27 protein-coding genes are annotated in these 25,754 nt (G+C 47.2%); 3 read left to right on the forward strand and 24 right to left on the reverse strand.

The window, feature by feature from the left end; all coding sequences use genetic code 11:
• Nucleotides 1-49: 49 nt before the first annotated feature.
• From Q1A08_RS03570 to ffh, 6 genes are all read right to left on the reverse strand, one after another.
• A complete protein-coding gene (locus Q1A08_RS03570; RefSeq protein ID WP_299769814.1) occupies nucleotides 50-835 on the reverse strand; it encodes a thioesterase family protein in 786 nt (261 codons plus the stop codon).
• A gap of 234 nt (nucleotides 836-1,069) precedes the next feature.
• Complete coding sequence (rplS, locus tag Q1A08_RS03575; RefSeq protein WP_299769816.1) at nucleotides 1,070-1,420, reverse strand: 50S ribosomal protein L19; 351 nt, start codon at nucleotides 1,418-1,420, stop codon at nucleotides 1,070-1,072.
• 74 nt (nucleotides 1,421-1,494) lie between these two features.
• The gene (gene trmD, locus Q1A08_RS03580; RefSeq protein ID WP_299769819.1) at nucleotides 1,495-2,253 is read right to left on the reverse strand and encodes a tRNA (guanosine(37)-N1)-methyltransferase TrmD; all 759 of its coding nucleotides are present in this window, start codon (nucleotides 2,251-2,253) and stop codon (nucleotides 1,495-1,497) included.
• A 34-nt stretch (nucleotides 2,254-2,287) separates the two neighbouring features.
• The gene (gene rimM, locus Q1A08_RS03585; RefSeq protein WP_299769822.1) at nucleotides 2,288-2,836 is read right to left on the reverse strand and encodes a ribosome maturation factor RimM; all 549 of its coding nucleotides are present in this window, start codon (nucleotides 2,834-2,836) and stop codon (nucleotides 2,288-2,290) included.
• Nucleotides 2,837-2,850: 14 nt separating this feature from the next.
• Nucleotides 2,851-3,096: a 30S ribosomal protein S16 gene (gene rpsP, locus Q1A08_RS03590; protein WP_299769825.1), complete on the reverse strand. Its 246-nt coding sequence runs from the start codon at nucleotides 3,094-3,096 to the stop codon at nucleotides 2,851-2,853.
• A 206-nt stretch (nucleotides 3,097-3,302) separates the two neighbouring features.
• Nucleotides 3,303-4,712 (reverse strand): signal recognition particle protein, encoded by a 1,410-nt coding sequence (gene ffh, locus Q1A08_RS03595; RefSeq protein ID WP_299769828.1) that lies wholly within the window; start codon nucleotides 4,710-4,712, stop codon nucleotides 3,303-3,305.
• Nucleotides 4,713-4,922: 210 nt separating this feature from the next.
• Here ffh and ccsA point away from each other — a divergent pair, with 210 nt between their 5' ends.
• The 3 genes from ccsA (at nucleotide 4,923) to Q1A08_RS03610 (ending at nucleotide 10,478) form a co-directional block, all read left to right on the forward strand.
• On the forward strand, nucleotides 4,923-5,714 hold the full coding sequence (gene ccsA, locus Q1A08_RS03600) for a cytochrome c biogenesis protein CcsA (RefSeq protein ID WP_299769831.1): 792 nt from the start codon (nucleotides 4,923-4,925) through the stop codon (nucleotides 5,712-5,714).
• Between the two features lie 101 nt (nucleotides 5,715-5,815).
• Nucleotides 5,816-7,081, forward strand: coding sequence for an HlyC/CorC family transporter (locus Q1A08_RS03605; RefSeq protein ID WP_299769834.1), 1,266 nt, complete (start codon nucleotides 5,816-5,818; stop codon nucleotides 7,079-7,081).
• Between the two features lie 160 nt (nucleotides 7,082-7,241).
• Nucleotides 7,242-10,478 carry a sensor histidine kinase gene (locus Q1A08_RS03610; RefSeq protein ID WP_299769837.1) on the forward strand — a complete coding sequence of 1,079 codons (3,237 nt, stop codon included), beginning with the start codon at nucleotides 7,242-7,244 and terminating at the stop codon, nucleotides 10,476-10,478.
• An 11-nt stretch (nucleotides 10,479-10,489) separates the two neighbouring features.
• On the opposite strand, the gene Q1A08_RS03615 is transcribed toward Q1A08_RS03610, so the two are convergent.
• The 18 genes from Q1A08_RS03615 to Q1A08_RS03700 form a co-directional block, all read right to left on the reverse strand.
• A complete protein-coding gene (locus Q1A08_RS03615) occupies nucleotides 10,490-10,816 on the reverse strand; it encodes a TraR/DksA family transcriptional regulator (RefSeq protein ID WP_299769840.1) in 327 nt (108 codons plus the stop codon).
• A gap of 140 nt (nucleotides 10,817-10,956) precedes the next feature.
• Entirely contained in the window at nucleotides 10,957-12,132 is a 1,176-nt protein-coding gene (locus tag Q1A08_RS03620) for a VWA domain-containing protein (protein WP_299769843.1), read from the reverse strand.
• 54 nt (nucleotides 12,133-12,186) lie between these two features.
• Nucleotides 12,187-13,035, reverse strand: a complete 849-nt coding sequence (locus tag Q1A08_RS03625; RefSeq protein ID WP_299769845.1) for a MoxR family ATPase — start codon at nucleotides 13,033-13,035, stop codon at nucleotides 12,187-12,189.
• A 329-nt stretch (nucleotides 13,036-13,364) separates the two neighbouring features.
• Nucleotides 13,365-13,661, reverse strand: a complete 297-nt coding sequence (locus Q1A08_RS03630; RefSeq protein WP_299769848.1) for a metalloregulator ArsR/SmtB family transcription factor — start codon at nucleotides 13,659-13,661, stop codon at nucleotides 13,365-13,367.
• A 7-nt stretch (nucleotides 13,662-13,668) separates the two neighbouring features.
• The gene (locus Q1A08_RS03635) at nucleotides 13,669-14,265 is read right to left on the reverse strand and encodes a sulfur transferase domain-containing protein (protein ID WP_299769851.1); all 597 of its coding nucleotides are present in this window, start codon (nucleotides 14,263-14,265) and stop codon (nucleotides 13,669-13,671) included.
• A 140-nt stretch (nucleotides 14,266-14,405) separates the two neighbouring features.
• Nucleotides 14,406-14,861, reverse strand: a complete 456-nt coding sequence (locus tag Q1A08_RS03640) for a GNAT family N-acetyltransferase (RefSeq protein WP_299769854.1) — start codon at nucleotides 14,859-14,861, stop codon at nucleotides 14,406-14,408.
• A 23-nt stretch (nucleotides 14,862-14,884) separates the two neighbouring features.
• Nucleotides 14,885-15,565, reverse strand: coding sequence for a tRNA-uridine aminocarboxypropyltransferase (locus tag Q1A08_RS03645; RefSeq protein ID WP_299769857.1), 681 nt, complete (start codon nucleotides 15,563-15,565; stop codon nucleotides 14,885-14,887).
• Nucleotides 15,566-15,991: a potassium channel family protein gene (locus tag Q1A08_RS03650; RefSeq protein ID WP_299769860.1), complete on the reverse strand. Its 426-nt coding sequence runs from the start codon at nucleotides 15,989-15,991 to the stop codon at nucleotides 15,566-15,568.
• A gap of 153 nt (nucleotides 15,992-16,144) precedes the next feature.
• A complete protein-coding gene (locus Q1A08_RS03655) occupies nucleotides 16,145-16,990 on the reverse strand; it encodes a methyltransferase domain-containing protein (RefSeq protein WP_299769863.1) in 846 nt (281 codons plus the stop codon).
• A gap of 97 nt (nucleotides 16,991-17,087) precedes the next feature.
• Nucleotides 17,088-18,293 (reverse strand): M48 family metallopeptidase, encoded by a 1,206-nt coding sequence (locus tag Q1A08_RS03660; protein ID WP_299769866.1) that lies wholly within the window; start codon nucleotides 18,291-18,293, stop codon nucleotides 17,088-17,090.
• A gap of 238 nt (nucleotides 18,294-18,531) precedes the next feature.
• Nucleotides 18,532-21,186: a VWA domain-containing protein gene (locus Q1A08_RS03665; RefSeq protein ID WP_299769869.1), complete on the reverse strand. Its 2,655-nt coding sequence runs from the start codon at nucleotides 21,184-21,186 to the stop codon at nucleotides 18,532-18,534.
• A gap of 371 nt (nucleotides 21,187-21,557) precedes the next feature.
• Nucleotides 21,558-21,956: a hypothetical protein gene (locus Q1A08_RS03670; protein ID WP_299769872.1), complete on the reverse strand. Its 399-nt coding sequence runs from the start codon at nucleotides 21,954-21,956 to the stop codon at nucleotides 21,558-21,560.
• 50 nt (nucleotides 21,957-22,006) lie between these two features.
• Nucleotides 22,007-22,441: a YcgN family cysteine cluster protein gene (locus Q1A08_RS03675; RefSeq protein WP_299769875.1), complete on the reverse strand. Its 435-nt coding sequence runs from the start codon at nucleotides 22,439-22,441 to the stop codon at nucleotides 22,007-22,009.
• A complete protein-coding gene (locus Q1A08_RS03680) occupies nucleotides 22,441-22,728 on the reverse strand; it encodes a YcgL domain-containing protein (protein WP_299769877.1) in 288 nt (95 codons plus the stop codon). Before Q1A08_RS03680 ends, Q1A08_RS03675 begins: the two co-directional genes overlap by 1 nt.
• Nucleotides 22,729-22,774: 46 nt before the next feature.
• Nucleotides 22,775-23,914, reverse strand: a complete 1,140-nt coding sequence (gene rnd, locus Q1A08_RS03685; protein ID WP_299769879.1) for a ribonuclease D — start codon at nucleotides 23,912-23,914, stop codon at nucleotides 22,775-22,777.
• Nucleotides 23,915-24,508, reverse strand: coding sequence for a recombination mediator RecR (recR, locus tag Q1A08_RS03690; protein ID WP_299769881.1), 594 nt, complete (start codon nucleotides 24,506-24,508; stop codon nucleotides 23,915-23,917).
• Between the two features lie 29 nt (nucleotides 24,509-24,537).
• A complete protein-coding gene (locus Q1A08_RS03695) occupies nucleotides 24,538-24,858 on the reverse strand; it encodes a YbaB/EbfC family nucleoid-associated protein (RefSeq protein ID WP_299769883.1) in 321 nt (106 codons plus the stop codon).
• 44 nt (nucleotides 24,859-24,902) lie between these two features.
• Nucleotides 24,903-25,754: DNA polymerase III subunit gamma/tau C-terminal domain-containing protein (locus Q1A08_RS03700; RefSeq protein ID WP_299769885.1), on the reverse strand; the 852-nt coding region annotated here is incomplete at its 5' end.

A 25,754-nucleotide genomic window follows, 5' to 3' on the forward strand; every position in this document is an offset into this window, starting at 1 on the left:
TTTTTGTTTAAGACTACAACCTTAAGACGACAATCTTAGGACAACATTGCTAAGCACGAATAAACTGCGCCAACTGTCGTGATACCGCCACAAGATTATCATCCTCATCCCAAAGCTCACCATCTTCCTGCAGCAAACTCTTACCTAAATACTTGCTATGAAAGCGAGCTTTAAGCCACTGGGATTTTGGAATGTCTTTAATATGGACACTCATTTCAATAGTCGGCACCCAGCCCAAGGCACCGTGACTGACAAAAATAGACGGCGGACAGGTATCGCAGGCCATCATTAGAGAAGTAGCACTCCACTGCTCCACCGATGGAATTCGCATCCAACCATAGATTTCAGAGAATTCTGCTGTATCACCCTTAGTCCATCCTGCAGTAGCTGGGTCTAAGCGCATTTCAACTTGATCAAACACCGTTAAACCCGGCATACCCGCTCGGGTTTTGCATTCTTCTTTCGGGGCTAGATTCAAAAGCTTTTCTTCACCGTTATGCTCTTTCTCATAATCGGCCATAAAGGTACCAAAGGCTTGCAAAACCACCCTATCACCCTGCCTTGCTGTCGCCTGCAAGCGATCAAACTGGCGACTCAGGGCGAATCGTTCCACCTGAATATCTAAGGGTGCCAACTCTTGAGTTTTAGCGCTGTAGTTCACAGTAATCTGTACCGGCGCTGCCAATTTGGCATAGCGACTCATAGCTTCCCCGAGTAAAGCCATCAGATAACCGCCATTGGGCGCCGACATAATTGACCAGTTACTTGATACCTGGGCCCGATAGCAACCCTCTGAAATTTCTTCCAATTGGGTATCTGCTGCAAACTTATTCATAATCACTCCATCCATCTCATTCAGAAAAAATAACACGTTCCAGAACAGAACCCAGTGACAAAATCGCTAAAAGCACCAAGCAATTTAAAGCTATTTGGTTAAAATTCCAAAATTAGATGGTGAAAACAGACAGCACAAAAATACCGCTCAAGCAGCGTGAGCAAACAAAATATTTTCAATAGACACAAAAAAGCCGGCAATTTAGCCGGCTTTTTTGCAACACTTAAAAAGGGCTTAGTTAAGCTTCTCTTTAATACGAGCTGCCTTACCAGTCAAGTTGCGCAAGTAGTACAACTTAGCCTGACGAACATCACCACGACGCTTAACAGCAATGCTATCAACCAGTGGAGAATGCAGCTGGAAGGTACGCTCTACACCAACACCGTGAGAAATCTTACGTACGGTGAAAGCAGAGTTCAAACCACGGTTACGCTTACCAATTACAACACCTTCAAAGGCCTGTAGACGCTCGCGGTTACCTTCTTTTACTTTAACTTGAACAACGATAGTGTCACCTGGAGCGAACTCAGGTACATCTTTTTTCAATTGTTCGTTATTCAATTCCTGAATAATTTTGCTGCTCATGATTGACTCCTCAAAAGTCAGTCTATTCTTGTCGCTTCACAGCGAGTCTATATCAATGTCAATTCGACATCAGTTCATAGTGTATCGAGATCGGCTTTAAATTCAGCCAGCAGCTTTAGCTGCTCCTCGTCTAACGATAACTTTTCCAATAGATCTGGCCGTCGCTGCCAGGTTCTACCCAATGATTGCTTGAGCCGCCATTGGCGAATTTTTTCATGGTTACCTGACAGCAAAACTGCAGGAACCGATTGCTCTTGAAAAACCTCTGGTCTGGTATAGTGCGGACAATCCAGCAAACCATCACTGAAAGAGTCCTGCTCGGCCGATAACTGATGCCCTAAAGCACCCGGCAAAAGCCGAGTAATGGCATCAAGCATCACCATTGCCGCTAACTCACCGCCACTGAGAACATAATCTCCAATCGACCATTCAGCATCTACTTGAGCCTGAATAAGTCGTTCATCGACACCCTCGTAACGACCAGCCAACAACACTAGGTTGCCACTATCCGCTGCCGCAAATTGCTGCGCTGCGTCCTGATCAAAAACCCTGCCCTGAGGTGACATATACACCACCTGAGCAGATTGACCATCAGCTTGTGCCCAAGCCTTTGCTTCGCTAATTGCGTCACTGAGAGGCTGAATCATCATCAGCATCCCAGGGCCACCGCCGTAGGGGCGATCATCAACAGTTTGATGCCGGTCTTGGGTGTGCGCCCTTGGATTAAAACACCGTAAATCCAAAACGCCCTGCTCACAAGCTCGCCCGGATACACCGTAACGGCTTACTGCATCGAACATCTCAGGAAACAAAGTGACTACGGCAATGCGCATACCTGCCTCCTAAACTTAAACCACAAAACCGCTGTTAAAACTCAGGGTCCCAATCGACCCGAATTTCTTCAGCTTGCAAATCCACTGAGATCACAAACTGCCCTGGCACATAAGGTAACAAACGCTCTTTGTTATCAATACTGCCAAGTTCAGCCTTATCCCCTTTAACAACCAGCACATCATTTGCACCCGTTGCCATTAGCTTTTGCACTTTACCGAGCAACTGCGGCGAACCACCGTGCTCAGTAATAACCTTGAGCCCTACTAGCTGATGCCAGTAATACTCACCATCTTCCAAGTCCGGTATTTGATTGCGCTCAACAGCAATATCAACCTTAGTAAAACCTTCTGCCAAGGTACGGTCATCAACACCCTTAATGTGGGCGATCAAACCATTGCCGTGAGCCTTAAACTCATCAATCTCTACCGGCTTCACCCCATGGCGTGTTTTTAACCACCATGGAGAGTACTCAAATATGTTTTCCCGAGGCTCAGTATCAGAATGGATTTTCACCCAACCTTTAATACCAAATACCCCGTTAATACGCCCAACAGTAAGCAAATTTGACGACGAACTAGCCATTGGACCAAACAGCCTTAAGCTGCCGCTACTTCTTTTAACAGCTTACGAACGCGATCAGAGATCTGGGCGCCTTGGCCTACCCAGTAATCAACACGCTCAGCATCTACACGTAGACGCTCTTCTTGACCACGAGCTACAGGGTTAAAGAAACCAACACGCTCTAGGTAACGACCGTCACGCGGATTGCGAGAGTCAGTTACAGTCAAGTGATAAAAAGGACGCTTTTTAGAGCCACCACGGCTTAATCGAATGCTTACCATGTAAGTCTTCCTACTATATTTACAATGTGCTGCCTCACGGCATGAACAATAGTCAGTACCTTCTTGAGCCAGCGAAACCGCTTATAGCCCGAAGAAGGCGCGGCATTATACTGGAACTGGAGCAGCAAAGAAAGCCCACATAGCAAAGCTTTCAATAACGAAAAAGGCACCCTTAGGTGCCTTTCAGTATTCACTAGCCAGATGGTTTAACGGCCAAAGCCTGGAGGCAAGCCGCCACCTGGAGGCATACCGCCGGGTGGCATTCCACCGCCACCACCCATCATGCCGCCCAGGCCTCGCATCATCTTGGCCATACCACCGCCTTTCATCTTCTTCATCATCTTAGCCATCTGCTTGTGCTGCTTTAATAGACGGTTAAGATCCTGCATCTGGGTGCCTGAGCCAGCGATGATACGACGCTTACGGGAGCCATTCAGCAAATCTGGATTACGACGCTCTGCTGGCGTCATCGAATTGATGATCGCCTCCATCTGGCCAAACTGCTTACCCATGGCGTTCTCATCAACCATCTGGGACACATTGCCCATACCTGGCAATTTGTCCAGCATTGAGCCCATACCACCCATATTCTTCATCTGCTGGAACTGCTCTTTGAGATCTTCAAGATCGAACTTCTGACCCTTCTGAACCTTTTTAACCAGTTTTTCGGCCTTGGCCTTATCGATCTTCTGCTCAGCCTGCTCAATAAGTGACATAACGTCACCCATACCGAGGATTCGACTGGCGATTCGATCAGGATGGAATGGCTCTAAGGCATCAACCTTCTCACCCACACCGATAAACTTAATTGGCTTACCGGTCACCTGGCGCACAGATAAAGCCGCACCACCACGCGCATCACCATCAGCCTTGGTTAAGATCACACCAGTTAATGGCAAGGCCTCATTGAAAGCCTTGGCGGTATTTACCGCATCCTGACCAATCATGGCATCGATAACAAACAGCGTTTCTACCGGATTAATTGCTGCATGCAGGCCCTGAATCTCTTCCATCAAGGTATCGTCGATATGCAAGCGACCCGCAGTATCCACGATCACCACATCGATAAACTGCTTTTTCGCATGATCAATTGCAGCGGTGGCGATATCCACTGGCTTTTGCTCAGTAGTAGAAGGGAAAAACTCCACTTCGACTTCGCCAGCCAAGGTTTCCAGCTGCTGAATTGCCGCCGGACGATAAATATCCGCACTGACCACCAAAACTTTTTTCTTCTCTCGCTCACGCAAGAAACGAGCTAGTTTCGCGACAGAGGTGGTTTTACCCGCACCCTGTAAGCCCGCCATCAACACCACAGCCGGTGGCTGTGCAGCTAGATTAAGAGACTCATTCGCAGCCCCCATCACATCGACAAGCTCTGTCTCTACGATCTTAAGAAACTGCTGACCAGGGTTTAAAGACTTAGCAACCTGAGAGCCAATAGCCTTGGAACGCACGCGATCCACAAAGGTCTTTACGACGGGCAGTGCAACATCGGCCTCCAGCAAGGCCTTGCGAACCTCGCGCAAGGTACTTTTAATATTGTCATCGGTGAGACGAGCCTTACCGGTAATACTCTTTAGCGAGTGGGAAAGACGATCACTTAAATTGTCGAACATGGTGCTGTTACAACTCCGGCATAAAGGCGCTGCAGGCCTTTGGATTAATCTTTGATCAGCCGCCACAATGGCAGGCGCAAAAGAACGGCAGTATAACAGAGGGCAATGCCTCGGTCAGCATAGAAACAGTGATAAAACTTCTCATTAAGCGCGCCTTATGACACACTTAGCGGCTGACCTTATGCGCTATAACGAAGGAAACTGCGACTGATGTCCACCACGGTAAGTTTAGTTCTCGCCATTGCCTGCTATTTAGGCATCTTTGCATTTATTATTGCCGAGATCAGACATCAGCATGCTGCTAAGCCCAAACACCTCCGCAGTCTACTTATCCCTGCACTACTGTTCCACGGCGCTGGCCTAGCCTTTCAGTTTATTGATGGTGGCGAGATTTCTCTCAGCTTTTTTAAAGTTCCCTCGCTGTTAGTTTGGCTGATCAACATCATCATTCTGATCAGTAGCCTCCGTAAGCCAACCTTAAATGTTTTATTGTTAGTTAGCCCAATGAGCGTGATTGCCATTGCCTGCACCTTACTGTTTGGCGGTGACGAACAGAGTCTGCAACTTAATACAGCTACCAGCATCCATATCCTGCTGTCACTGCTGGCTTACAGTCTGCTCACCATTGCCACCATGCAAGCGCTTTTACTGGCCTATCAGAATCACCAGCTGCGCAGCAAACAGATTAGCGGAATGGTACGTTTGCTACCCCCACTGCAAACTATGGAAGCTCTATTGTTCGAATTGCTTTGGGTGGGTTTTGCACTATTAAGCATCTCGATTCTTACCGGCACATTCTTTGTGCATGTCGACCCAGAGCAGGCTTTGGCTCACAAAGTCTTTTTCTCGGTCGCCTCTTGGCTAATTTATGCCACTCTACTATTCGGCCGACACTTTAAAGGCTGGCGCGGCAATACCGCCATACGGTTTACCCTAGGCGGCTTTATTGCCCTAATGCTGGCTTATTTTGGCAGCAAGCTGGTGGTAGAGCTGATTTTGTAGCACTGTAAGATCAGCCCCACTGAAGCCAACTTCAGGCTTGATTCTGCCAAAAGACTGCTTCACTATTGCACTTAATAATAGTGACTTAGGTTTTACCCTTCTTGAACGAGATCCCCATAGGCCTGCTGTTTGCAGCACTGGCTGTTTTAGTCCTACTTTCCGCATTCTTTTCTAGCTCTGAGACCGGCATGATGGCTATCAATCGATACCGCCTGCGGCACCTAGCAAACAAAGGAAATAACAGCGCGAAAAGAGTATCAAAATTACTACAGCGCCCCGACCGCCTGATAGGCGTAATCCTAATTGGCAACAATCTTGTCAACAATGCCGCCGCCGCTATTGCCACGGTCATTGCAACTACTTTGTACGGCCAAGCTGGTATTGTTTGGAGCACGGTACTTCTCACCCTAGTAGTACTCATATTCTCTGAAGTAACCCCCAAGACCATTGCCGCCCTGCACCCGGAAAAAATTGCTTTTCCAGCAAGTTGGATTTTACGCCCCTTATTAATTCTGCTAATTCCAGCAGTTTGGCTTGTAAATGGCATATCCAACCGCTTGGCGCGCCTATTTGGAGTAAACCCTCTTACTGACAATGCCAATGAACTCCTGCGCCCCGAAGAGCTGCGCACAGCGGTAGACGAAGCCGGTGATCTCATCCCAGACCAACACCAAGGCATGCTACTCAATATTCTCGACCTGGAAAAAGCCACCGTCGAAGACATTATGGTGCCCCGTAACGAGGTAGTCGGCTTAGATATCGAAGAGGATGTTCCCACCCTGATGGAGCAAATTCGCAGCAGCGCATACACCCGCCTGCCTGTCTATGAAGGGGACATTAATAACATTATCGGCGTTATGCACCTGCGCAACGCGGCTAAGTTCATCTATGGCGGCGATGAAACCATTACTCACGAGGCCATCAAACGCTTCGCAAGAGAGCCCTACTTTGTACCCGAATCAACACCGCTACACGTGCAACTGCTCAACTTCCAAAAGGAAAAACGCCGCATCGCCATTGCCGTCGATGAATACGGCGATGTACAAGGTATTGTCACCTTGGAAGACCTGCTCGAAGAGATCGTTGGCGATTTCACTACCAACCTAGCCGAAGAAGAGCAACAAGAAATCAGCGCCCTGGAAAATGATTGGTACGCCATTGAAGGCAGCACCTCTATTCGGGATATCAATAAGCAACTTGCCTGGGATTTACCAGTAGATGGACCAAAGACACTTAATGGTCTAATTTTAGAACATATCGAATCAATTCCAGCTGGCCATATGGGCTTTAGTTTAGGGAAGTTCCAGCTTGAAACGACCCGTATTAGCAATAATATGATTGAAGTTGCTAAAGTTCGCCGCCAATAATTGATGAGAAGTATGCTATTTTCCCCTAATAAGGAAACAGCATTACACAGACTAGGTGGCTCACAAGGATAGGAAGCTCGCATTAACAAGGTAATCTGTCAGCAGATAGCATTTACCTTAATTGTATTAAGCTATGGTAGTTAGAAGCCCTATCCTAATAATGCTGATAAGCATCAGCCTGCTTGCCTGTAATTATGTGCAGGCGAGCAAAGATGCTGATATTTTCGATTTAGGCTCTCCCTATTTTGAAACCGTGCTGGAGGGGAATTACGAGCTCCCCACTATCACCGATCTGGCCCAGGGCAAAAACGGCCTTATCTGGATTGCCACCTATGAAGGCCTGTATCAATACGATGGCTATCAAGTTATTCCCGCCCCTTACTACAATCATAGTGATGAAAAGCTACCCAGCCACTGGGTGCGTAAAGTAGCGATCGCTCAGGACGGTAAAATTTGGATGGGGACAGCCGCCTCAGGCCTCTATGTGCTAAACCCCAACAATAGAAGCTACCAACACTTTTCATTTAAAAGCGATACGCAAAGCAGCAACCCCTCTATCAATGAAATAATTCCTCTCGACACCGAGCAAGCTTGGATCGGCTCCAGTAATGGTGTCTGCAAGTTTCACCTAAAAAAAGGAAAGCTGCTTAGCTTTAATAGCACAGTCAAGGAAGGACAATCGGCAAGCGGCAAGCAGCAGCTACTGAGCGCCACCGTGGTTAGCGCTTTGCTCTTAGACGGAGACACGCTATGGGTCGGAAGTACAGCAGGCATTGATAAGCTAAATCTGAAAGAATCAAGCATCGTAGCGGCACATCATAACTCGCCTAGCGACAAACTTAGCCAACAAACCCTAACCAAAATATTCAAAAGTAAAAACGGTAGTTATTGGTTTGGTACTTTTGGCAAAGGCGCCTATCGTAAAACAGCGACAGGCGACTTTGAAAAGCTGAACAGCAATGACTGGATCAAAGACATTATTCAGCTGCCCAATGGCAACATCTGGATGAGCAGTGCTCGTAGTGGCATTTTAATCTTCGATGAACACAGCGGTGAACAGATAGGCAGCCATCGCCACAGCCAAAGCAGCGACGCAAGCTTTGATAGTAATAATGCCGGCGCTTTCTTACTCGACCAATCCGGATTACTTTGGATATCGACGCTCGGAAAAGGCCTGAGCAGAATCAATATAGGCAATAATTTCTCTCGCAGCCTAGCTCATAATCCGGAAGACCCTCATAGTTTAAGCCATAATGATATCTATGCGATTTACGAAGACAGCCAGAATCAATTATGGTTTTCTACCTACGGCAAAGGCGTGGACGTCTTTAACCCTAGCAAAGGCAAAATCGCCAGAATAATGCCCGCTATCGGGCAAGCAGGCGCACTGCAAGAAGGCACCATTAAAGCGATTACCGAAGACCGTAGCGGCAATATCTGGCTAGGCGGACTCAACCGCGGCCTATACCGTATAAAGAACAGTGAAAAACCCAATGGCCAGCTAGAGCAATTCACCACCACTGACGGCCTGTACTCAAATAAAATATTTCGTTTGTTTCCGGAGGCCAACGGCGACCTTTTAGTGTTAACCCGTCGCGGCTTGAATCGATTCATTAAAAACGACCAGCGCCTCGAAAAGATCAGCGACAGTGAGTTTTCAAAAACCGCTGCACTTTACTATAAAGCCTATATGGATAACGGCGACCTTTGGCTTGGCGGCCCCTCCACCTTATTTTACCTAGCAAGTGGGGCTAAAGAATTACAAAAAGTTGAACTTAAAGGTGAACTAGCACAGCATCTAACAGATCAGCGCATTCTCGCTCTTCACAGACAAAGCGACAGCGAAGTCATTTTGATTAGCCAGTCGGCTTGGTATCGCTTAAGCATTGAAGCTGGAAGCATTGAACTCAACGCCGAAAGAATATTCGGTGACCACTTCAGCAATGTAGAATCCTTCCCTGGCCCAGATGGCCGTTACTGGGGTGCCAATTTTGTATTTGACTTCCAGCAAGGAAAGACCCAGCTGCTAAATCGAGCCGACGGCGTATTCCATAGAATTCGGCGCCCTATGGCCTCAGTCAAAACTCGCTCTGGAAACTTTATTTTTGGTGGCGCGAATGGCATCAGTATTTTAAAGCCTGCGCAGTACCACTATTCAAAATACCAGCCGCCGCTGATCATTAACCGAATTGATATCGATGGTCGTGAACTGTTAAAGCCAGGATCCGAAATCGATTTGGCGGCTAATGACCACGGCTTTTCGGTTAGTTTTGCCGCCTTAGATTATGCTGACCCGCTGCGCACCCAGTATGCCTACCGGTTAGAAGGTTACGACGAACAGTGGATTCCCAGCGATGCTAATCGTCGCTTAGCGACCTACACCAACTTAAGCCCAGGCCAATACGAGCTACAAATCAGAGCCAGCAATCGCGCTGGCGAGTGGAGTTCGCATTCCTTAGCAATCCCGATCAATATAAGCGCCGCCTGGTATGAAACGCTGTGGTTTAAAGTACTGGCGCTAGCGGTGATTGCCTTAGTAATTTATATACTCTTCCACTTTAGAGTGCGCCATTTGCAGAACCGCAAGCGTATTCTAGAAAATGAAGTTAGCTTAAGAACCGAGGAGCTTAGAGATTCGCTGGATAACTTGCGAAGCACACAGGAGCAACTGGTTGCCAGTGAAAAACATGCCTCACTGGGTCGTTTGGTCAGGGGAATGGCTCACGAACTCAACACACCTTTGGGCGTTGTCAGCATGGCTCACTCTGTGATTAGCGATTGCAGTAAGCAAAGTATTGCCGCTCTTCCTACAGAAGCTAACGACAGCAAAAACGCCTTATCACGTAAGCTTAATGGCGCTGAAAGCTTGATGCACAATAATTTGCAGCGCCTCAACCAACTGATTAGCAACTTTAAACTGCTCGCTGGCGACGAGCAGGAAGAGCAAGACAAAGCGATTAGGCTGTACCCCTTAATCGAAAAGGTAGTTGCTCAAATGCAGGCGCAATTTATTGCCGCAAAAGTGCGCTTGTTTATCGAAGGGCCCGAGGATCTGCAAATTCGTTGCAAGGAAAGCGCCCTATTCCATGTCCTTAAAGAACTGCTGCAAAACGCACTGGAACACGCTTTTGATAAGCAACAAAGCAACGCCGAAATTCACATTGAGTATCAACTCACAGAAAAGCTTTTAGAAGTGAGCGTAAAGGATAATGGCATAGGCCTGAGTGAAGAGCTTCTCAGTACCGCCTTTGACCCATTCGTGGCAGCAAAGGCTCATCATGTGGGCTTAGGGCTACACGCCGCTTTTAATAACAGCAGCCAACAGCTCGGCGGGCACTTGCATTGCCAAAACCAAGAAAGCGGTTGCTGTTTTACTCTTCAAATTCCAGTTCAATAGGAAGCAGATTATTAACCAACGGCGCAGCGAATACAGTAAACCGTGTGCGGCACAATATTCAGTCGTTCAATAGCGATATCTTCGCCACAGCGCTCACAGCTACCATAACTGCCTTCGTCTAGACGACGCAGGGATTGCTTGATTTGAGCCAGCTCATTGCTGACTTCGCAACCTATTGCCTCAAGCACCTCATCATTCTCGCGCTCCACAGCCTGCTCAGCGAAATCTGCAGACAAGGGCTCATTACGATGGTTCACATGCTCCTCCACACGAGATAGCCGTGCTTCTAACTCTGCTTGTCTAGCCAACAACTGATCGCGTATTTGCTCCAATGACATAATCTCAACCCTCGGCTTATTGTAATTGACGAGATTTAGCTTAAATCAGTGTAGGCAGAAAGATTTTGATATAAATCAGAAAGGCTAGCGCCTTTATGAAAGACGCTAGCTAGAACGGAAAGGTATTCGGCGACAGAGCCTTATTTGGTTAAAAATTTGATCCCTTCGTCCAAACCTTCAAGAGTCAGTGGGTACATATGGCCATCTACCAGATCTTTGATCATGTCGATGGTTTGGGTGTAGCGCCAGTACTTCTTAGCCGTAGGATTTAGCCAGATAACTTTGTCGAAAGTCTCGGTCAAGCGATTCATCCAAACATAGCCCGGCTCTTCGTTCATATATTCAACACTACCGTATTGGCTACTCACCTCATAAGGCGCCATCGAGGCGTCACCAATAAAGATCACCTTGTAATCACTGCTATAGGTATGCAACACATCAAACAAAGGCGTCGTATCGGTATTGCGACGCATATTGTCTTTCCAAACACCGTCGTAGATGAAGTTATGGAAGTAAAAATACTCCATATGCTTAAATTCGGTTTTACAGGCCGAAAATAGCTCTTCACATAAGCGGACATAAGGATCCATGGAGCCGCCGACATCAAAAAACAGCAGAACCTTCACGGCATTGTGACGCTCTGGAACCATTTTAATATCAAGCAGGCCAGCGTTTCGCGCGGTAGAGCGAATAGTGTCATCTAGATCCAGCTCATCCTCAGCCCCTTGGCGAGCAAACTTACGCAGCTTACGCAAAGCCATCTTGATATTACGAGTACCAAGCTCTACCTCATCATCAAGGTTTTTAAACTCGCGCTTCTCCCAAACCTTGGTAGCCTTTTTGTTGCGACTTTCACCACCCACCCGAATGCCTTCGGGATTATAACCACTGTGACCAAATGGCGAGGTACCACCGGTACCAATCCACTTGTTGCCGCCTTCATGACGCTTCTTTTGCTCTTCCAGGCGCTTTTTAAACTCTTCAATGAGTTTTTCTAAACCACCCAAAGATTCTATCTGCGCCTTCTCTTCTTCCGTCAAATTTTTAAGGAATTCTGTGCGCAGCCAATCCTCTGGAATCAAAGCTTCAATAATGTCATCGAGCCCATCGAGATCTTTAAAATAGGCCCCAAAGGCACGATCGAATTTATCAAAGTGTTTTTCATCTTTGATCAGACAAGTTCGCGACAAAAGGTAAAAGTCATCAATACTGCCGAAGGCTAGATGTTTCTCTAGCGCCTCCAGCAATACCAATAGCTCTTTAATTGATACCGGCACATTGGCATTGCGCAGGCCATAAAAAAAATTAACCAGCATGCTAGCAACCTTTTTGCATTAAATTGTGCAAGTTTTTCGGGCAAGCAAATTGCATTAAGAGCGACTTTCGCGACGCACCATAAAGGCCAGGCGCTCTAACATATGCACGTCTTGCTCGTTCTTAAGCAAGGCGCCATAAAGCGGCGGAATTGCCTTACTCGCATCGCGGTTCTTCAACACTTCATCTGGGATATCGTCAGCTAATAGGAGTTTTAGCCAATCAATTAATTCAGAGGTAGAAGGCTTTTTCTTAAGACCAGGTACTTTACGTACATCGAAAAACACATCCAGAGCCTCATTCACCAAATCGGCCTTGATCGTCGGATAGTGCACATCGATGATCTTCATCATAGTGTCGCGATCTGGGAAGTTGATGTAATGGAAGAAACAACGACGCAAGAATGCATCAGGAAGCTCTTTTTCGTTATTACTGGTGATGATAACAATTGGGCGCTTTTTCGCCTTAATGGTTTCACCAGTCTCGTAAACGAAGAATTCCATTTTATCGATTTCAACTAGAAGATCGTTGGGGAATTCAATATCAGCTTTATCGATCTCATCAATCAACAAAACAACCTGCTCGTCAGCCTCAAAGGCTTCCCACAGCTTACCTTTTTTGATGTAGTTCTTGATATCGTGAACTTTATCATCACCCAACTGAGAATCTCTTAAGCGCGACACGGCATCGTACTCATATAAACCTTGCTGGGCCTTAGTGGTCGACTTGATGTGCCACTGAATCAGGCGCATACCTAAAGATTCTGCCACCTCTTCAGCCAGCATAGTCTTGCCGGTACCCGGCTCACCTTTAATCAAGAGCGGACGCTCTAAAGTTACTGCCGCATCTACTGCCATGCGTAAATCATCGGTGGCAACGTATTTATCGGTACCTGTAAAACTCATATATCACTCCCAAGGGGCATTGCTTATCTGTAGTCATTGCTGGCAGATACTAACACAGGCTTGAAATCACCCGCAGTGGCAAAAAACATCATGGCTTTGGTGAAAAGCGCCATGGGCTTAGCGACTTAGGGGCCAATCTAAGCCATCGAGCAATGCAAAATCGTCGAGTTTTTAAGCAGGCAACGGCGTTTAAAGCCACAAAGAACGACTTTAACCTGTAGACTTAGCTGTAAATTGCTAAAAATTTATCTGGACGTGAGAATGCTTGGCCCGCTGGACCTGTGAAGTGAACAAGGGTTAGATATGCCTTGCCCTTGAGGGTTTGAGTCTTAAGGGCAGAATATGTCTTTTAGCACGCCTATCACCTTAAGGGCTTTTTCACCCTCTAGGCGATAGTAAATGGTTTGCGCTTCTCGACGAGTCGCAACCAATTTGGCCTCCCTCAACCACGCAAGGTGCTGAGAAAGCGCAGACTGGCTGATATCGATATGAGCATTAAGCTCACTTACCGATAACTCTTTATCTGCCAAAGTACATAAAATTAACAAACGCTTTTCGTTTGCCAAACTCTTTAAAAAGGACGATGCCTCACGGGCATTGTCCTGCATAGCTGAGAGATCCATCATATTTGTTCTATTCTTTTGTAAGTGATGCTCTTACCGCTTTTTCAAAACCGGATTTCATCCCCATGGCACGACCTTGCTCAATGGCAAGTTCAACGTCAACACCTTGGTTAATTTGATACAACGACCAAACCATACCGACACGATTTCCGGAGCGGCAGTGCAATAATACCTTCTCACCCTTAGCGGCTGCAAAAGCCTGAGCGAACTTTTCTTGGGCTTCGGCCGGAGCCAACTCTCTTCCAAGCGGTATATTGACGTAGTTTACACCCAATTTGGCCAACTCGGCTTGTTCTTGCTCTAAACCTTCTTGGGGTCTACGAAAATCAATAACGGTTTTAACCCCCTTGTCCGCAAAACTATTTAGCTCTTCAAGGCTTGGTAAACCCCCAGCATAAATAGGGCCTAACTGAGCAAAGCCCTCCACTTCAGAACTTTGCACGGCTTCTAACAAAGCATTACTCTTAACATTGCTTTGTTGTTGCTCAACCGAGCCACAGGCCACCATAAAAGATGCCAAAACAGCTAGCGCCACGATTCGAAGACCTTTGAAAGCTAACATATTGGTCAGTAAGACAGATTTTTCAGCAAAACTATTCGCAAACATGGGTTTACCCTCCATTAATTGATAGGCATACATTAGCACAAGCTAATAATACATAGTAGGCCCCATCACCTGAATACTATTGATTAGAAGCAAGTAAGCTTAGGGTTTCTGACAAAATGCGTCTGTTCTTAGATCGCAGTTTAGGAAGCTGGCTCACAAGACATGATTAAGACGTCACGACCTTGATCCAATAAACGCTGGTAAGCAAGCGACATCTCGGCTGTTGCCTCCTCAGGATTGAGCCTAGTAAAACCGATGGTACCGTAGAAATTCTCTAAGTGAGCAAACGGGTAGCAGTATACGGCTTGATCAAAATAAGGCTGTAATAGCTGCAGCATAATCTTACCGATTCCCCGCCCTTGCATTTGGGGCAGAACACACATCGCCCTTAAAAACAGCCAAGACTCAGCCGCAAAGGTCTTTGGCACAAGCTTAAGCGCCGCAACAATTTGTCCATCTAAGCGCAAGCAGTAAACCCTTTCTCCCCTGCCCGCCTTTGCTGGGTAGCGACAAGCTTTGTAGAACTTAGTGACCAAGGGCAAACTTGCCACAGGCACCAACTGCAACTCGAATTGTTCAAGGGAATAGCATGGCATAATGTCACCCACCGAGTTTGAGCTCAACCTTTTACAAAGTGGTTATTTCGGCTGGCCTCTACATGCCGGCCGAATAGATTAAAAGCTTCCAATAGCTGCTTCGCTTGCGTTTTTTCTGCCATATGCCAAAGCAATAGCGCGATGGCCTGCGCTGAGCAGAATCCATCCGCCTGCTGATTCCTGCGCAGGCTAAATGTCTCCATAGGAAAATCAGCAGAGCTAGGAATTTCAAAGCACGGTAGATGCTGCAATATTTTTGATTGACGATACATTTTTCGAACTTGCTGCCAACTGCCATCCAACAGTAATAATCTTCGCCCCGCTAGCTGTTCGATTGATAACATTGGATGAAGTGCTGATTCCTGCCCCTGATAACGATTAGCAAAACGCGCTGGAAATAGTAGAACAGGAAGCTGCTCTGGAGCGATCAAGCCATCAGCATTATCATCAGACATATTCTTCGCCATTAGCGTCCTTTGCCAAAAAAACATTTGGCAATTAGACAGTGTCTTCCATATCAGTAAGGCGGTATTGCTTTCCTTGTTTAACTCTTTCTCATGGACAAGAATGTCTAGCTTTAAGTCAGAGTCAATACAAGGCCACTGCCCGCAAAAACAGGCCACTTGGCGAAGGCGGCATTTTGTACAACGATCGACTTCCAATTCAAAGCTGATGGAAGATTGTATAGCCGCCCCGCATCGCACTTAACTGTCTTCCCAGTATTTCTGCATTTCATAAAACAGAAAGGAGGCACTCCAGGTCACCAAGACTAAGCCAGTTAGTGACTCGATCCCGGTGAGATAGCGTATCGCGCCATGGGGTTCGATATCACCAAAACCCAGTGTGGTATAACTGGTAAAAGAGAAGTAGACACAATCCATAAACGTATTATTGAAAGCGCCGGCAAAACTTCCCCAAGCGGGCTCCTGAATCATCCAGTAATACACAATAGCAAAAATCCAAATCTCAATGGTATGAGCAATCAGCGCGCCGATAACACCAACCGCGATACGGTAACGATGGATAATATGCAACAACGGTAAAAAGCGAGAGAGTGCTCGCAGAATTTCGTAATGAATCATGACCACCAAGGCCACGGTAATGCAGTTTACTAAAATAAAAGAAAGCACCAGTTAACACTCTCAATTGAACAACGGAAGCTTATGTTCACAATGATTTGGGAATTGCGCAGCCAGACATCTTCATAAAGCGGTCTGAACAGGCCCTAGTGTAGCAGATTGTTATGGTGATGTTTGTTGTGGTAGTGATCGTCGCAGAGAATATTAGCCCGGCTTGCGCAAAATAAGATGGCGATAGCGTGAGCTGCTGACTAAGTCTTTATCTAAGCTCATGGTCATTTCCATATCGAATACCGCTTCGGGGGAGGATAAGCCACCTCTTTTTTCCAAAGTGTAATCTGAAAACACCCTAATGCCAGATTGGCTTATCAAGGTAAAACCAGCCGCCAGCAACCACTGGTCAATCTGCTCAATGCTACTAGGATTGCTAGGCGTTAAGCCGCCACGCATTTTGCTGACATCTATAGTCTCACCCGACAGCTCACGCTCTACCGACTTAAAATTACCAAACACCAAGTTGCGCAGGCGCTTTCCTGCTGGGTTATAGTGACAAAGCGATAAGCAAGCACCAGGTTTCATCCAATCATATAACCTAGTCAGAAGTTGCTCGGGCTCTTCTAGCCACTCTATCAGGGCGTGGCAAAGTATGAGGTCCTGGCTGTTAGGTGCTATATCGGTTTGTAACTCTTGATAGGGCTTGGCAAACCAAGACAAGGGTTCGAAAATTGCGGTGGGTAGAACTTCAGTCGCTCGCTGTCGCGCCGCGGCCATCATATTCTGAGAAATATCGTTGTAAGTGAGTCGGCAACCGCGTTCGGCCAACTCAATCACCCACTGCCCCAAACCTGCACCAATATCCAGAACCTGCATTTGAGCGCAGCTGTCAGGCAGCCTCAACTGAGAAATTTCAGCCAGTAAATCTCGCCGAATTACAGCATGGCGCAGGCGCCCTTTTTCAATATTGCCCTGCTGACCTTTATCGCCATAAATTTTGCCAGCAAAATGCTCGACCAAATCATCAAAATTACGATCGCCCTCAGACCTAGACATTGGCCACCCTAATTCTCACCCTCCAACTCACACGCTATCTACTAAAGCTCTAACGTCTCTCATCTACCGTCTAGCGTCTAGCGTCTAACGTCCAACATTACGACAACGCAATATCGACCTCTTCAGTCAATAATTGATCTACGAAAAACTCTGGTACCTCTAGAAGCCCAGCAATATCTTTAAGTTTTGCCACTTCGCTTGCACGAGCATGCCCTTCGGCTCTGGCCATCACACATAGGTCTCTAACCAGCTGCATACGCTTGGGTATTGAGTTTTGCTCCACGACAGCGGCGGCACGCTTTGGTAAATCTTCCGCCAAACGTTGCATATTGAAATTTTCTTTGTACTTGTATTTACCAAAGAAATCTTCAAAGATTTTGATTTCCTCAGCGGAAATTTCACCGTTAGCATTGGCGATTAGCAAGGTTCCCGCAAACAACATATGTCGCATGGCGATAGCGGCATCTGCTTTGGACTCCAAATAGCTTGGCTCCATTAATGCCATCAATCCTTCTACGCCGAGCTCTAACTGATCTTCACTAATACCGCCCTCTTTCATTAAGCTGGAATTGTGAAACATCTGCAAAGCCTTCACTCGCAACGGACTAAATGGGTGAGTCATAAACCAATCTTGGACAGGAGCGCCAGCACCAGGAAGTTGATCTTCGGTTTGCATTTCGTCAACTTGGCTTAAGAAATCAGCAAGATTAAATTTGACGACGGAGCTAGTAACACCCGAGGCTAGTTTGAAGAGCGAGCGCGCTACGGCATCTAAACTCTGGGTGCAGTAGGCACCGGCACGATCTGCTGATATCTCTGCGTAACGAGACCAGCTGGTTAGGCTTAAGGCAAGGTCTGGCGAAGCAGGCTTTTGTCCTTTAAGAACATAGCCGATAGGAATATCGTGATGGCCATAGACATGGTGCCCAAGCTCATGCCCCATCACAAAGCGCAATTCATCTTCAGCAAAACCATCCAATAGCGCTGAAGAAAACATAATGAATAAGCGTCCCTCTTCCGGCTTTACACAGGCAGCATTAAATTGTGGGCTTGAGTATGCATATAGCTCGACTGGAATACTAACCCCTAAGCGCTCAATGCACTCTTCGGCCATCTTGTGTAGCTCCGGAGCCATTGCCTTGCTTAGACGTACTGAGGTGGCCAGTAATCGGCGACGAGTACCTTGCGGCCCTTGACCTTCGCGACGAGCGATCTGTTCATTAACAGCACTCACTGTAGGGTCCTTAAGAAGCAGTTCACTAAGGCGAACATCCTGTTTAGAGCGAAGTAAATGAGCGTTCATAGCATTTCTCTTGTGTATGACTGTTAGTTTCTTGGGGCTAACTATTTATCTTTGGCGTTTTGCGCCATTCGGCATTCAGGCCGATCGACAAATAAAGCTCAGTATCTTTAGAAAAGCAGCAATTAGCTGCTCTAGGAGTACATCACAAAGCTACTTTACGCTGGATTAGGGAGGCATACAAGCCCTTGAAAACAAGGGCTTTTTTATAAGAATTGAGGCGGGGTTATTCAGTTATTGTTCAGCCCTGTTCGGCATCTTTCTTATTGCTTAATTCGGTTAAATCCGCATCCGCAACAGCATCATCGGCCAAGTCTAAACTCTCACTCAGGTCTGTCGCGACCTCTTCTGCTGCAGCATTATCAGCAGTACCGTCGGCAACACCATCTAGTTCATTTTGCAGGGCAGCGGCCCAGTCTTCATCGTCTTCCTCTACCTGACTGCCCTGCTCCAATAAAGCATCAATTTCATCTTCAATATTGGGCTCTTCGACTGGAGCATCAGCGGTAGCTTGCCCTGTTTCTTCAGCAGCACTGGCCGGAGCTTCGTCTTGCTGTGTCTCTTCTGTTGCAGGCTGTGGCTCTTCTGCGGTTTCGACTGCCTGATCTAATACAGGGGGTTCAGGATTTTCACCTTCAGCATTATTAGCTTCGGTTACAGGCACCGCAGCTTCAAGCGGAGCACTCTCCGTTTCAGCCCCATCATCACTAGTAGCCCCGCTTCCGCCATCATCGCTATCGAGATCGTCCATAGCAAGAATATCATCACCAATGCTAGCTGCTTCTGGATCACCCATATCATTTTCCATGCTCAACGCTGCTGGCTCAGCGGCATTTTCAGTAGGACTTTGCTCTTGCAGCTGCTCGGCATCTTGCGCTGTTTCGTCCTGATTTTGCTCGGTAGCAGCTTCCGCAGATTCTGGAGTCTGCTGAGCTTGCTCTTGTTGCGCCGCGATAGTTTCTTTTACTTCAGCAATTGCCTCTTCAACCGGCAACTCTGAATCATCGACTACCGCATTAACATCGACAAAGTCTTCATCCTCTTCCTCTTCTTCCTCTGCTTCAGGCTTCTCCATTATGAAAAAGCGGTAGCCCATGTAGAGCAACACAAAGACCAGTAGATTCCCTAGAGCTAACAAACCATAAAGCAACCAATTGTGATCGGCTTGCTCTTCAAGCGGTTCATCTTCCAGTGCTTCGCCTTCGTCGTCGCTAACTTCAACAGCGGCTGCTTCCGGCGCCAGAGGCGCATCGCTTATCGACATGGAATCACCATCTAAGACCAAGCTTAAAGGCGGTAGGTTATAACGAAGGTGCTCACCACTTTGGTATTTACCGCTGACTACCATTTCAAATTGGTATAGCCCGTCCGCCATAGCAGGTATAAAGAGCTGCCAGTTGTTACGGCTTCCCAATTCCATCACAAAGGGACGCTGATTGCCGTCTTGCTCCACGAGGGTCACATCGACCGTCGTAGCATCTAAGTCCAAACTTTTATTAGCGCCGCTCACCGTCAACAAATAGCCAGGCTTACCCTCTTCATTCTCTGACTCCACTAGCTTAGCTTGAAAAGCGGCTTGGCTATTAAAACGATGACTGAAAGAACGTTGAAAGCTTTTGCCATCTACATTTAGCTTCAAAAGATATTGACCTCGCTGGGCAAAGTCTTCTAGCTGTCTTTGAAAAATACCCTGCTCGGGCGTCTCTGCGCCAGAGCTATAAATTTTATAGTTCCACTGCTTACGCGTTTCAGCTTGCAAGCTAAGCTGGGCATCAATATCTAATAGCGATAAAAACTCCGGGTCAGTGATAACCTTTCCTTCTTGGCGCAAACTGAAAATCAAATCGATAATTTCGCCCGGGTTAATATTATTGGGCAGCGCCCTTACCTTAAGGCTTAGACCACTAACAACGGTAATTCTACTGTTTTCGGCAACATCGGCCTTTACCTGCCACTCACCTTCAAAGGGGTGTTGCACGGTAACCAAATCATAACCTTCCCCGGCATACCAATTCACCGAATCATCACGACGAGCCGCACTGTATCGGCTACTGTCTGGAGCAATTAGCGTTGTCTTTTGTGAAGTGTCAGCATTAAAAATAAGGGCGGTAAACTCTTCAACAGATGAATCCACCAAGAAGCTCTCGCCATCAAACGGTAACTGCTCTGCGGGCGCGGCCTTATCAAAGGCTTGCAGGAAAGCTTGCATTAACTCATCGGCACTTTGGGCAACCGCACTGTGGCCATCAGTTGCTCTTGAAAGTTGCTGCAGTAAATCACTATCGGCATTCTCAGATAAAGCAATGGTATGAATGCTGAACCCTGCCGCCTGAAGCTTGGGAAGCAAGTCATTGGCGATACGCTGCCACTCCACTTGGTTAGCATCGGGATCTTTCGCGATATCCACCATGCCATCCGTTAATAAGATCAGGTGGCGATCAAATTTTTCGCCATTTTGCTCTATGTCATAGCTGGCTTTTTCTAGCGCCAAGCCAATATTGGTAAATAAGCCACTAGAGTTAATACCGTCAGCCTTGCTGGCCGCATTGCTTTTCCAATCCTCACTCACGGCCTGGTGCGGTACCAACATATTGACGTACTTGCCGAAGCTCCAAACGCCAGCTTTACTGCCCTCTGGCAATAGCTTAACGAGAAGATCAATAGCAGGTTGGCGTAAATTAGCGGGATCATTGAGCTTCATACTGCCCGACACATCAATCAGCAAGCGCACATCGGCTAGGCGCTCCTCCTGATCAAGAACGACTTCAGCTTTAGCTGGCATGCTTTGAGTGTTTTCAGACACTTGGCCGTGCAGCGGCGTAACTAAACCCAAAAGTAACGTTAAGCCAATCAATGACGCAAGATTAAAATCCAATAAACGGCGATACTGCGGCATTCCGCCCTCCTATTCAGTGTATCTACTCGCTGCCAAGCCATGCCTACCATAAAAAGCAGTAACAAAGAGCCCATTCGGACTAGTTATCGGCCAGATTGAAAAGATATTTACCGCAGCTTAGAAAGGTATAGCAGTATTCCTACGGTTTAGTAGGCATAGTTAGCGATATAGAACGGCATTTACTGAATTAAGAGGTGGCTCAGGCGGGGAATTCTCTGGAATTGTGGATTAGTCTAGGGCATTGTGCAGATGCATAGTAGAAAAGGCAAAGTGCTAAAAGATAAAGTGGGAAAAGAGAATAAAAAGGCACCGTAAACAAGGCGCCCAGACTATAGAGCATGGCGAGAGCTGTCGCCTAGATCACCCACTGCTTAAACCTTGTGGCTCTCTTCCAGCAGCTCAGCACGATCTGCCTCAAGAGCTGCTTCAGCGGCTTTTTGGCGGCGGCGCTTTAAAAAAAGTAAGTCGATCAATAGGTAAATCAACAAACAAACACCTAGGGTACTTAACAGCGGTATACCTGCGCGTAGAAAGTCACCGTCTTCGGTGAACAAAGGGTCTAACACCGCAACAAAAAGAGCCGGTGACATGAGCATTTCTCCGCTTTGGGTTGCATGGGGAGTTAAGAGCAAAACAGCGGCAATAACTCTAAGGCTATTACGCAGGTAACGATTTGCGATACCCTTAGTGACAAACCACCACCCCAGTAAAATGATCGCACTGCCCAGTAAATAGGCCAGCCAAGCGAACTTATAATCTTCAGGGCTCATCCCCAAACTCCTTTTGTATCAAATTGAGCTAAAAAACTGAGCAGCACTGCTTATTCAACCCAATAAATAATATGTTCTTCAAAATCTTCTTCGGCCACCTGGCTCTCAGGCAGCACTCGCCCGATCACTGACTGGCCAGCGTCTATCACTGACTGAGGCGTACCACTAATTAGTGGGTGCCACTCAGGTAAAGGTTCACCATCAGCCAATAGACGGTAGGCGCACTGACTGGGTAGCCAATGAAAATGCTCTACATCGGCCACACTGAGCTTTAAACACTCGGGCACTCTCTTTTTGCGGTGCTTATAATCACTGCAGCGGGCGCAATCGATATCGAGAAGCTCACAGGCAACCTCGGTATAGTAATAAGCCCCTGTATCTTCGTCTTCCAACTTATGCAGGCAGCACTGGCCACAGCCATCACAGAGCGCCTCCCACTCTTGGGGGGTCATTTGCTCAAGTGACTTCTCTTGCCAAAACGCCATTAAAACAATTTGCTGTTGTGGTGATTAATTTCTTGCATATAGGCTTCTTTTGGAGGCGGCAACTGCAGATAATAGCCATGCTCCTCGATAGCCGCTAAAACCTTCTTGCTATCGGCCTTCGCTAGCTTGCGCTCTTCATCCAATAACATGGTCATGGCTGACTTAGGGATGCCAAATTTTTCCAATAAAGCCTCAGGCACGTCTTTTAAGCCCTTTGCCTTCTCAACATACAAATACAGCCCCTCTTCTTTGGGACTGCGGAACACTTCACAAATCAGCTTTTTCATCTCTCAAAGCACTCTATAAATCAGACTTGGCAATAATTAATTGCCACTAAGCCTCAATGGACTGTTTAAAATAATCACGTAAAGCAGGCAAAAATTGCTCTGCGCGCCACCCCTGAAACCTTGCCGATTGCAAAGGTGTCGCAAATAAAAAGTGGCGTAGTAATTCTTCCCACTCTTTTTTATTGAACAGCAGTTCGGTCGCTAGATTTTGCTCGGCGGCCATCTCATGGCCATGATCGCGTAGTGCTTTTAGCTGCTGCCCCTGCTCAACACTTAAAGGTTTTTCTAATACATCCGGCCAAGCTTCTTGCTCATCCACAGCTCGGTGGCTTGCATTCAATAAATATTGACCGTCTTCGCGTAGCGTACGCGCAGGAATACCTTCGACACGAGCAAGCTCTTTCATATTTTTAGGTGGGCGCTTGGCAAGCGCGAATAACTGAGCATCTTTTAACAAGCGACTACGAGGTACGTCACGCAAACGTGCCTGCTCTTCTCGCCATATGCAAAGCGATTGCAAAACCGCAAGACTTCTGGGGGATAATCGCCAGGCCGATTTCACCTTTAAATAGGCAAGGCTCGCATCTAACTCAGTATTGGAGTTAGCTACTAAGCGTGCACAATCTTCCTGTACATACTCCAAACGTGTCAGCTTATTCAATGTTTCTATTAGATGTGAATAAACTTGCAACAAGTACTCCACATCCAAAGCAGCATAATGGCACTGCGATTCACTTAACGGCCGCTTTAACCAATCGCTGCGAGTTTCACCTTTTTCCAGCTCTAAGCCCAAAAAGTGCAGAACTAATTTGGCATAGCTCATTGAAAAGCCAACACCTGCATAACTTGCCGCAATTTGGGTATCGAAAAGTGGCGTAGGACTCACCCCCAGCCAATGTTGAAACACCTCTAGATCTTCCGAGCAGGCATGAACGATTTTTACCACCGACGTACTTTGCCAAAGCTCTCTAAGCGGCTCTAAATCGTCGCTAGCTAGCTTTAGAGGGTCGATTAAATAATTGGCGCTGCCATTATTAATCTGCAGCAAGCCGATCTTGGGAAAAAAAGTACTGCTGCGCATAAATTCGGTATCAACCGCTATGGCCTCGCAGCCAAGACATTGCTGACACAGCTCACGCAGAGCCTCCGCACTGTCTATCCACTGTAACTTTTGTCCTTCGCTCACTTAGACACCCTGGCGTGAATTAAAAGCATGGGCAAGTGTACCCCCGTCGATATATTCGAGCTCGCCACCCAGCGGAACGCCGTGGGCTATTCGAGATACCTTAACCTCTAAACGCTTGGCCTGCTCCGCCAAATAATGAGCCGTTGCCTCACCCTCAATGGTAGGATTTGTAGCAAGAATTAACTCTTGGATATCTTCATTTTGCAAACGCTGCAATAACACATCAACGCCAATATCTTCTGGGCCGATACCATCAATGGGAGACAAGTGCCCTAACAAAACAAAGTAACGACCGCTGTAATTTCCAGCCTGCTCAATGGCTAATACATCGGCTGGCGTTTCAACCACGCAAAGCAGATGAGGGTCTCTTTGGGTGCTGGAACAGGTAGCGCAGATCTCTTGCTCTGTTAATGTTCGACACAAAGCACAACGTCCAACCTTATCTACGGCACTTTGTAGGCTAGCGGCCAACTTGGCAGCCCCAAGCTTGTCCCGCTCAAGAAGGTGCAAAGCCATACGTTGCGCCGACTTTGGGCCTACTCCTGGCAATATTCGCAAGGCATTAATTAATTCATCGATTAAAGGGCTGAACATTGTCTATAAACTTATCAAAAACTTGTACATTAAAATGGCATTTTAAAATCGGGAGGAATCCCCATGCCCGCTGTCATGCTGCCCATTTTTTCACGGTTCGCATCTTCAACACGACGTACAGCATCATTCACAGCAGCCGCTAATAAATCTTCTAAGATTTCCTTATCTTCTTCCATTAAACTGGAATCAACCGACACTGATTTCACATCATGTCGCCCAGTCATAATAACTTTTACCAAGCCAGCGCCGGCCTCTCCTTGAACTTCAGCATTGGCAAGCTCCTCTTGCATATTCTGCATTTTGGCTTGCATTTCCTGGGCTTGCTTCATCAAATCCCCAAGACCTTTCATGTCTAATTCCTCGTGGTTTTACCTTTAGTTACTGAACTATGCGCTTAAGCCTTTAATGGGTCTGGCCCCAAAGGCTTTACGCTGTCAGTTATGAGTTTGGCTTCAAACTCTTCAATTAATTGGATGATGGTCGGGTCCGTCTCTATGGCCGCAAGAGCCTCGGCCTGACGCTGCGCTTTTAAGCGCGCAATAATGGCCGCTGGGGTGCCATCACCTGCCTTGCCCTGTACAATTTGTACTTGCAGCTGGCGATCATAGTAGGCCGAAATAATATCCGCCATACGCTGCTGATGGGCTTGATCGTAGAGATGATTATTGCTTTCATCGAGCACGAAGGCCAAACCATTATCATCACGCTGCACTAAGGCGCAGTTGGATGCCGTGGCCTGCAAGACACCACTGAAATCTAATTGGCGATAAAGCTCAAACCAGGTTTCCGGGTCAAGCTCTTCGAAACTAATGGGGCGAATTGGGGCAATAGCCACTGGCTCCGCGGTTTCAGCCTGCGTTGCCGCTGGAGAGTGCGTAGTTTGTTCAGCACTTAAAACGGGCACTTCACTGTCGGGCTTTAAAGTCTCTACAACTTCCTGAGCTAAACCACGAATATCGACTAATTGGCCGTCGGCGGGCAAGCTTTCCTGTGGGCCTTGTGCTTGTGCAGGCTTTGCAACTGGAGTCGGCGCAGGGGTTGTTTGCTGCTCAATGACTTGATTGCTGCCCTGCCCGGCATATTCGTTTACCGCCTCCGCCATTTCCATTTCAGGAGCTGGATTCGGGGAATGTGCAGCTGCCTCGTGAGCAACATGATTTGCTTCAATTGGTGCAGGTGCAGGTGCAGGTGCAGGTGCAGGTGCAGGTGCAGGTGCAGGTGCAGGTGCAGGTGCAGGTGCAGGTGC

The organism is uncultured Pseudoteredinibacter sp. (assembly GCF_947500695.1).
Lineage (GTDB): Bacteria > Pseudomonadota > Gammaproteobacteria > Pseudomonadales > Cellvibrionaceae > Pseudoteredinibacter.

Bases quoted from the DNA above. Each gene is read 5' to 3' on its own strand.
- Q1A08_RS03570 (WP_299769814.1), bottom strand. From the start codon at position 835: ATGAATAAGTTTGCAGCAGATACCCAATTGGAAGAAATTTCAGAGGGT.
- rplS (WP_299769816.1), bottom strand. From the start codon at position 1,420: ATGAGCAGCAAAATTATTCAGGAATTGAATAACGAACAATTGAAAAAA.
- trmD (WP_299769819.1), bottom strand. From the start codon at position 2,253: ATGCGCATTGCCGTAGTCACTTTGTTTCCTGAGATGTTCGATGCAGTA.
- rimM (WP_299769822.1), bottom strand. From the start codon at position 2,836: ATGGCTAGTTCGTCGTCAAATTTGCTTACTGTTGGGCGTATTAACGGG.
- rpsP (WP_299769825.1), bottom strand. From the start codon at position 3,096: ATGGTAAGCATTCGATTAAGCCGTGGTGGCTCTAAAAAGCGTCCTTTT.
- ffh (WP_299769828.1), bottom strand. From the start codon at position 4,712: ATGTTCGACAATTTAAGTGATCGTCTTTCCCACTCGCTAAAGAGTATT.
- ccsA (WP_299769831.1), top strand. From the start codon at position 4,923: ATGTCCACCACGGTAAGTTTAGTTCTCGCCATTGCCTGCTATTTAGGC.
- Q1A08_RS03610 (WP_299769837.1), top strand. From the start codon at position 7,242: ATGCTGATAAGCATCAGCCTGCTTGCCTGTAATTATGTGCAGGCGAGC.
- Q1A08_RS03615 (WP_299769840.1), bottom strand. From the start codon at position 10,816: ATGTCATTGGAGCAAATACGCGATCAGTTGTTGGCTAGACAAGCAGAG.
- Q1A08_RS03620 (WP_299769843.1), bottom strand. From the start codon at position 12,132: ATGCTGGTTAATTTTTTTTATGGCCTGCGCAATGCCAATGTGCCGGTA.
- Q1A08_RS03625 (WP_299769845.1), bottom strand. From the start codon at position 13,035: ATGAGTTTTACAGGTACCGATAAATACGTTGCCACCGATGATTTACGC.
- Q1A08_RS03630 (WP_299769848.1), bottom strand. From the start codon at position 13,661: ATGATGGATCTCTCAGCTATGCAGGACAATGCCCGTGAGGCATCGTCC.
- Q1A08_RS03635 (WP_299769851.1), bottom strand. From the start codon at position 14,265: ATGTTTGCGAATAGTTTTGCTGAAAAATCTGTCTTACTGACCAATATG.
- Q1A08_RS03640 (WP_299769854.1), bottom strand. From the start codon at position 14,861: ATGCCATGCTATTCCCTTGAACAATTCGAGTTGCAGTTGGTGCCTGTG.
- Q1A08_RS03655 (WP_299769863.1), bottom strand. From the start codon at position 16,990: ATGTCTAGGTCTGAGGGCGATCGTAATTTTGATGATTTGGTCGAGCAT.
- Q1A08_RS03660 (WP_299769866.1), bottom strand. From the start codon at position 18,293: ATGAACGCTCATTTACTTCGCTCTAAACAGGATGTTCGCCTTAGTGAA.
- Q1A08_RS03665 (WP_299769869.1), bottom strand. From the start codon at position 21,186: ATGCCGCAGTATCGCCGTTTATTGGATTTTAATCTTGCGTCATTGATT.
- Q1A08_RS03670 (WP_299769872.1), bottom strand. From the start codon at position 21,956: ATGAGCCCTGAAGATTATAAGTTCGCTTGGCTGGCCTATTTACTGGGC.
- Q1A08_RS03675 (WP_299769875.1), bottom strand. From the start codon at position 22,441: ATGGCGTTTTGGCAAGAGAAGTCACTTGAGCAAATGACCCCCCAAGAG.
- Q1A08_RS03680 (WP_299769877.1), bottom strand. From the start codon at position 22,728: ATGAAAAAGCTGATTTGTGAAGTGTTCCGCAGTCCCAAAGAAGAGGGG.
- recR (WP_299769881.1), bottom strand. From the start codon at position 24,508: ATGTTCAGCCCTTTAATCGATGAATTAATTAATGCCTTGCGAATATTG.
- Q1A08_RS03695 (WP_299769883.1), bottom strand. From the start codon at position 24,858: ATGAAAGGTCTTGGGGATTTGATGAAGCAAGCCCAGGAAATGCAAGCC.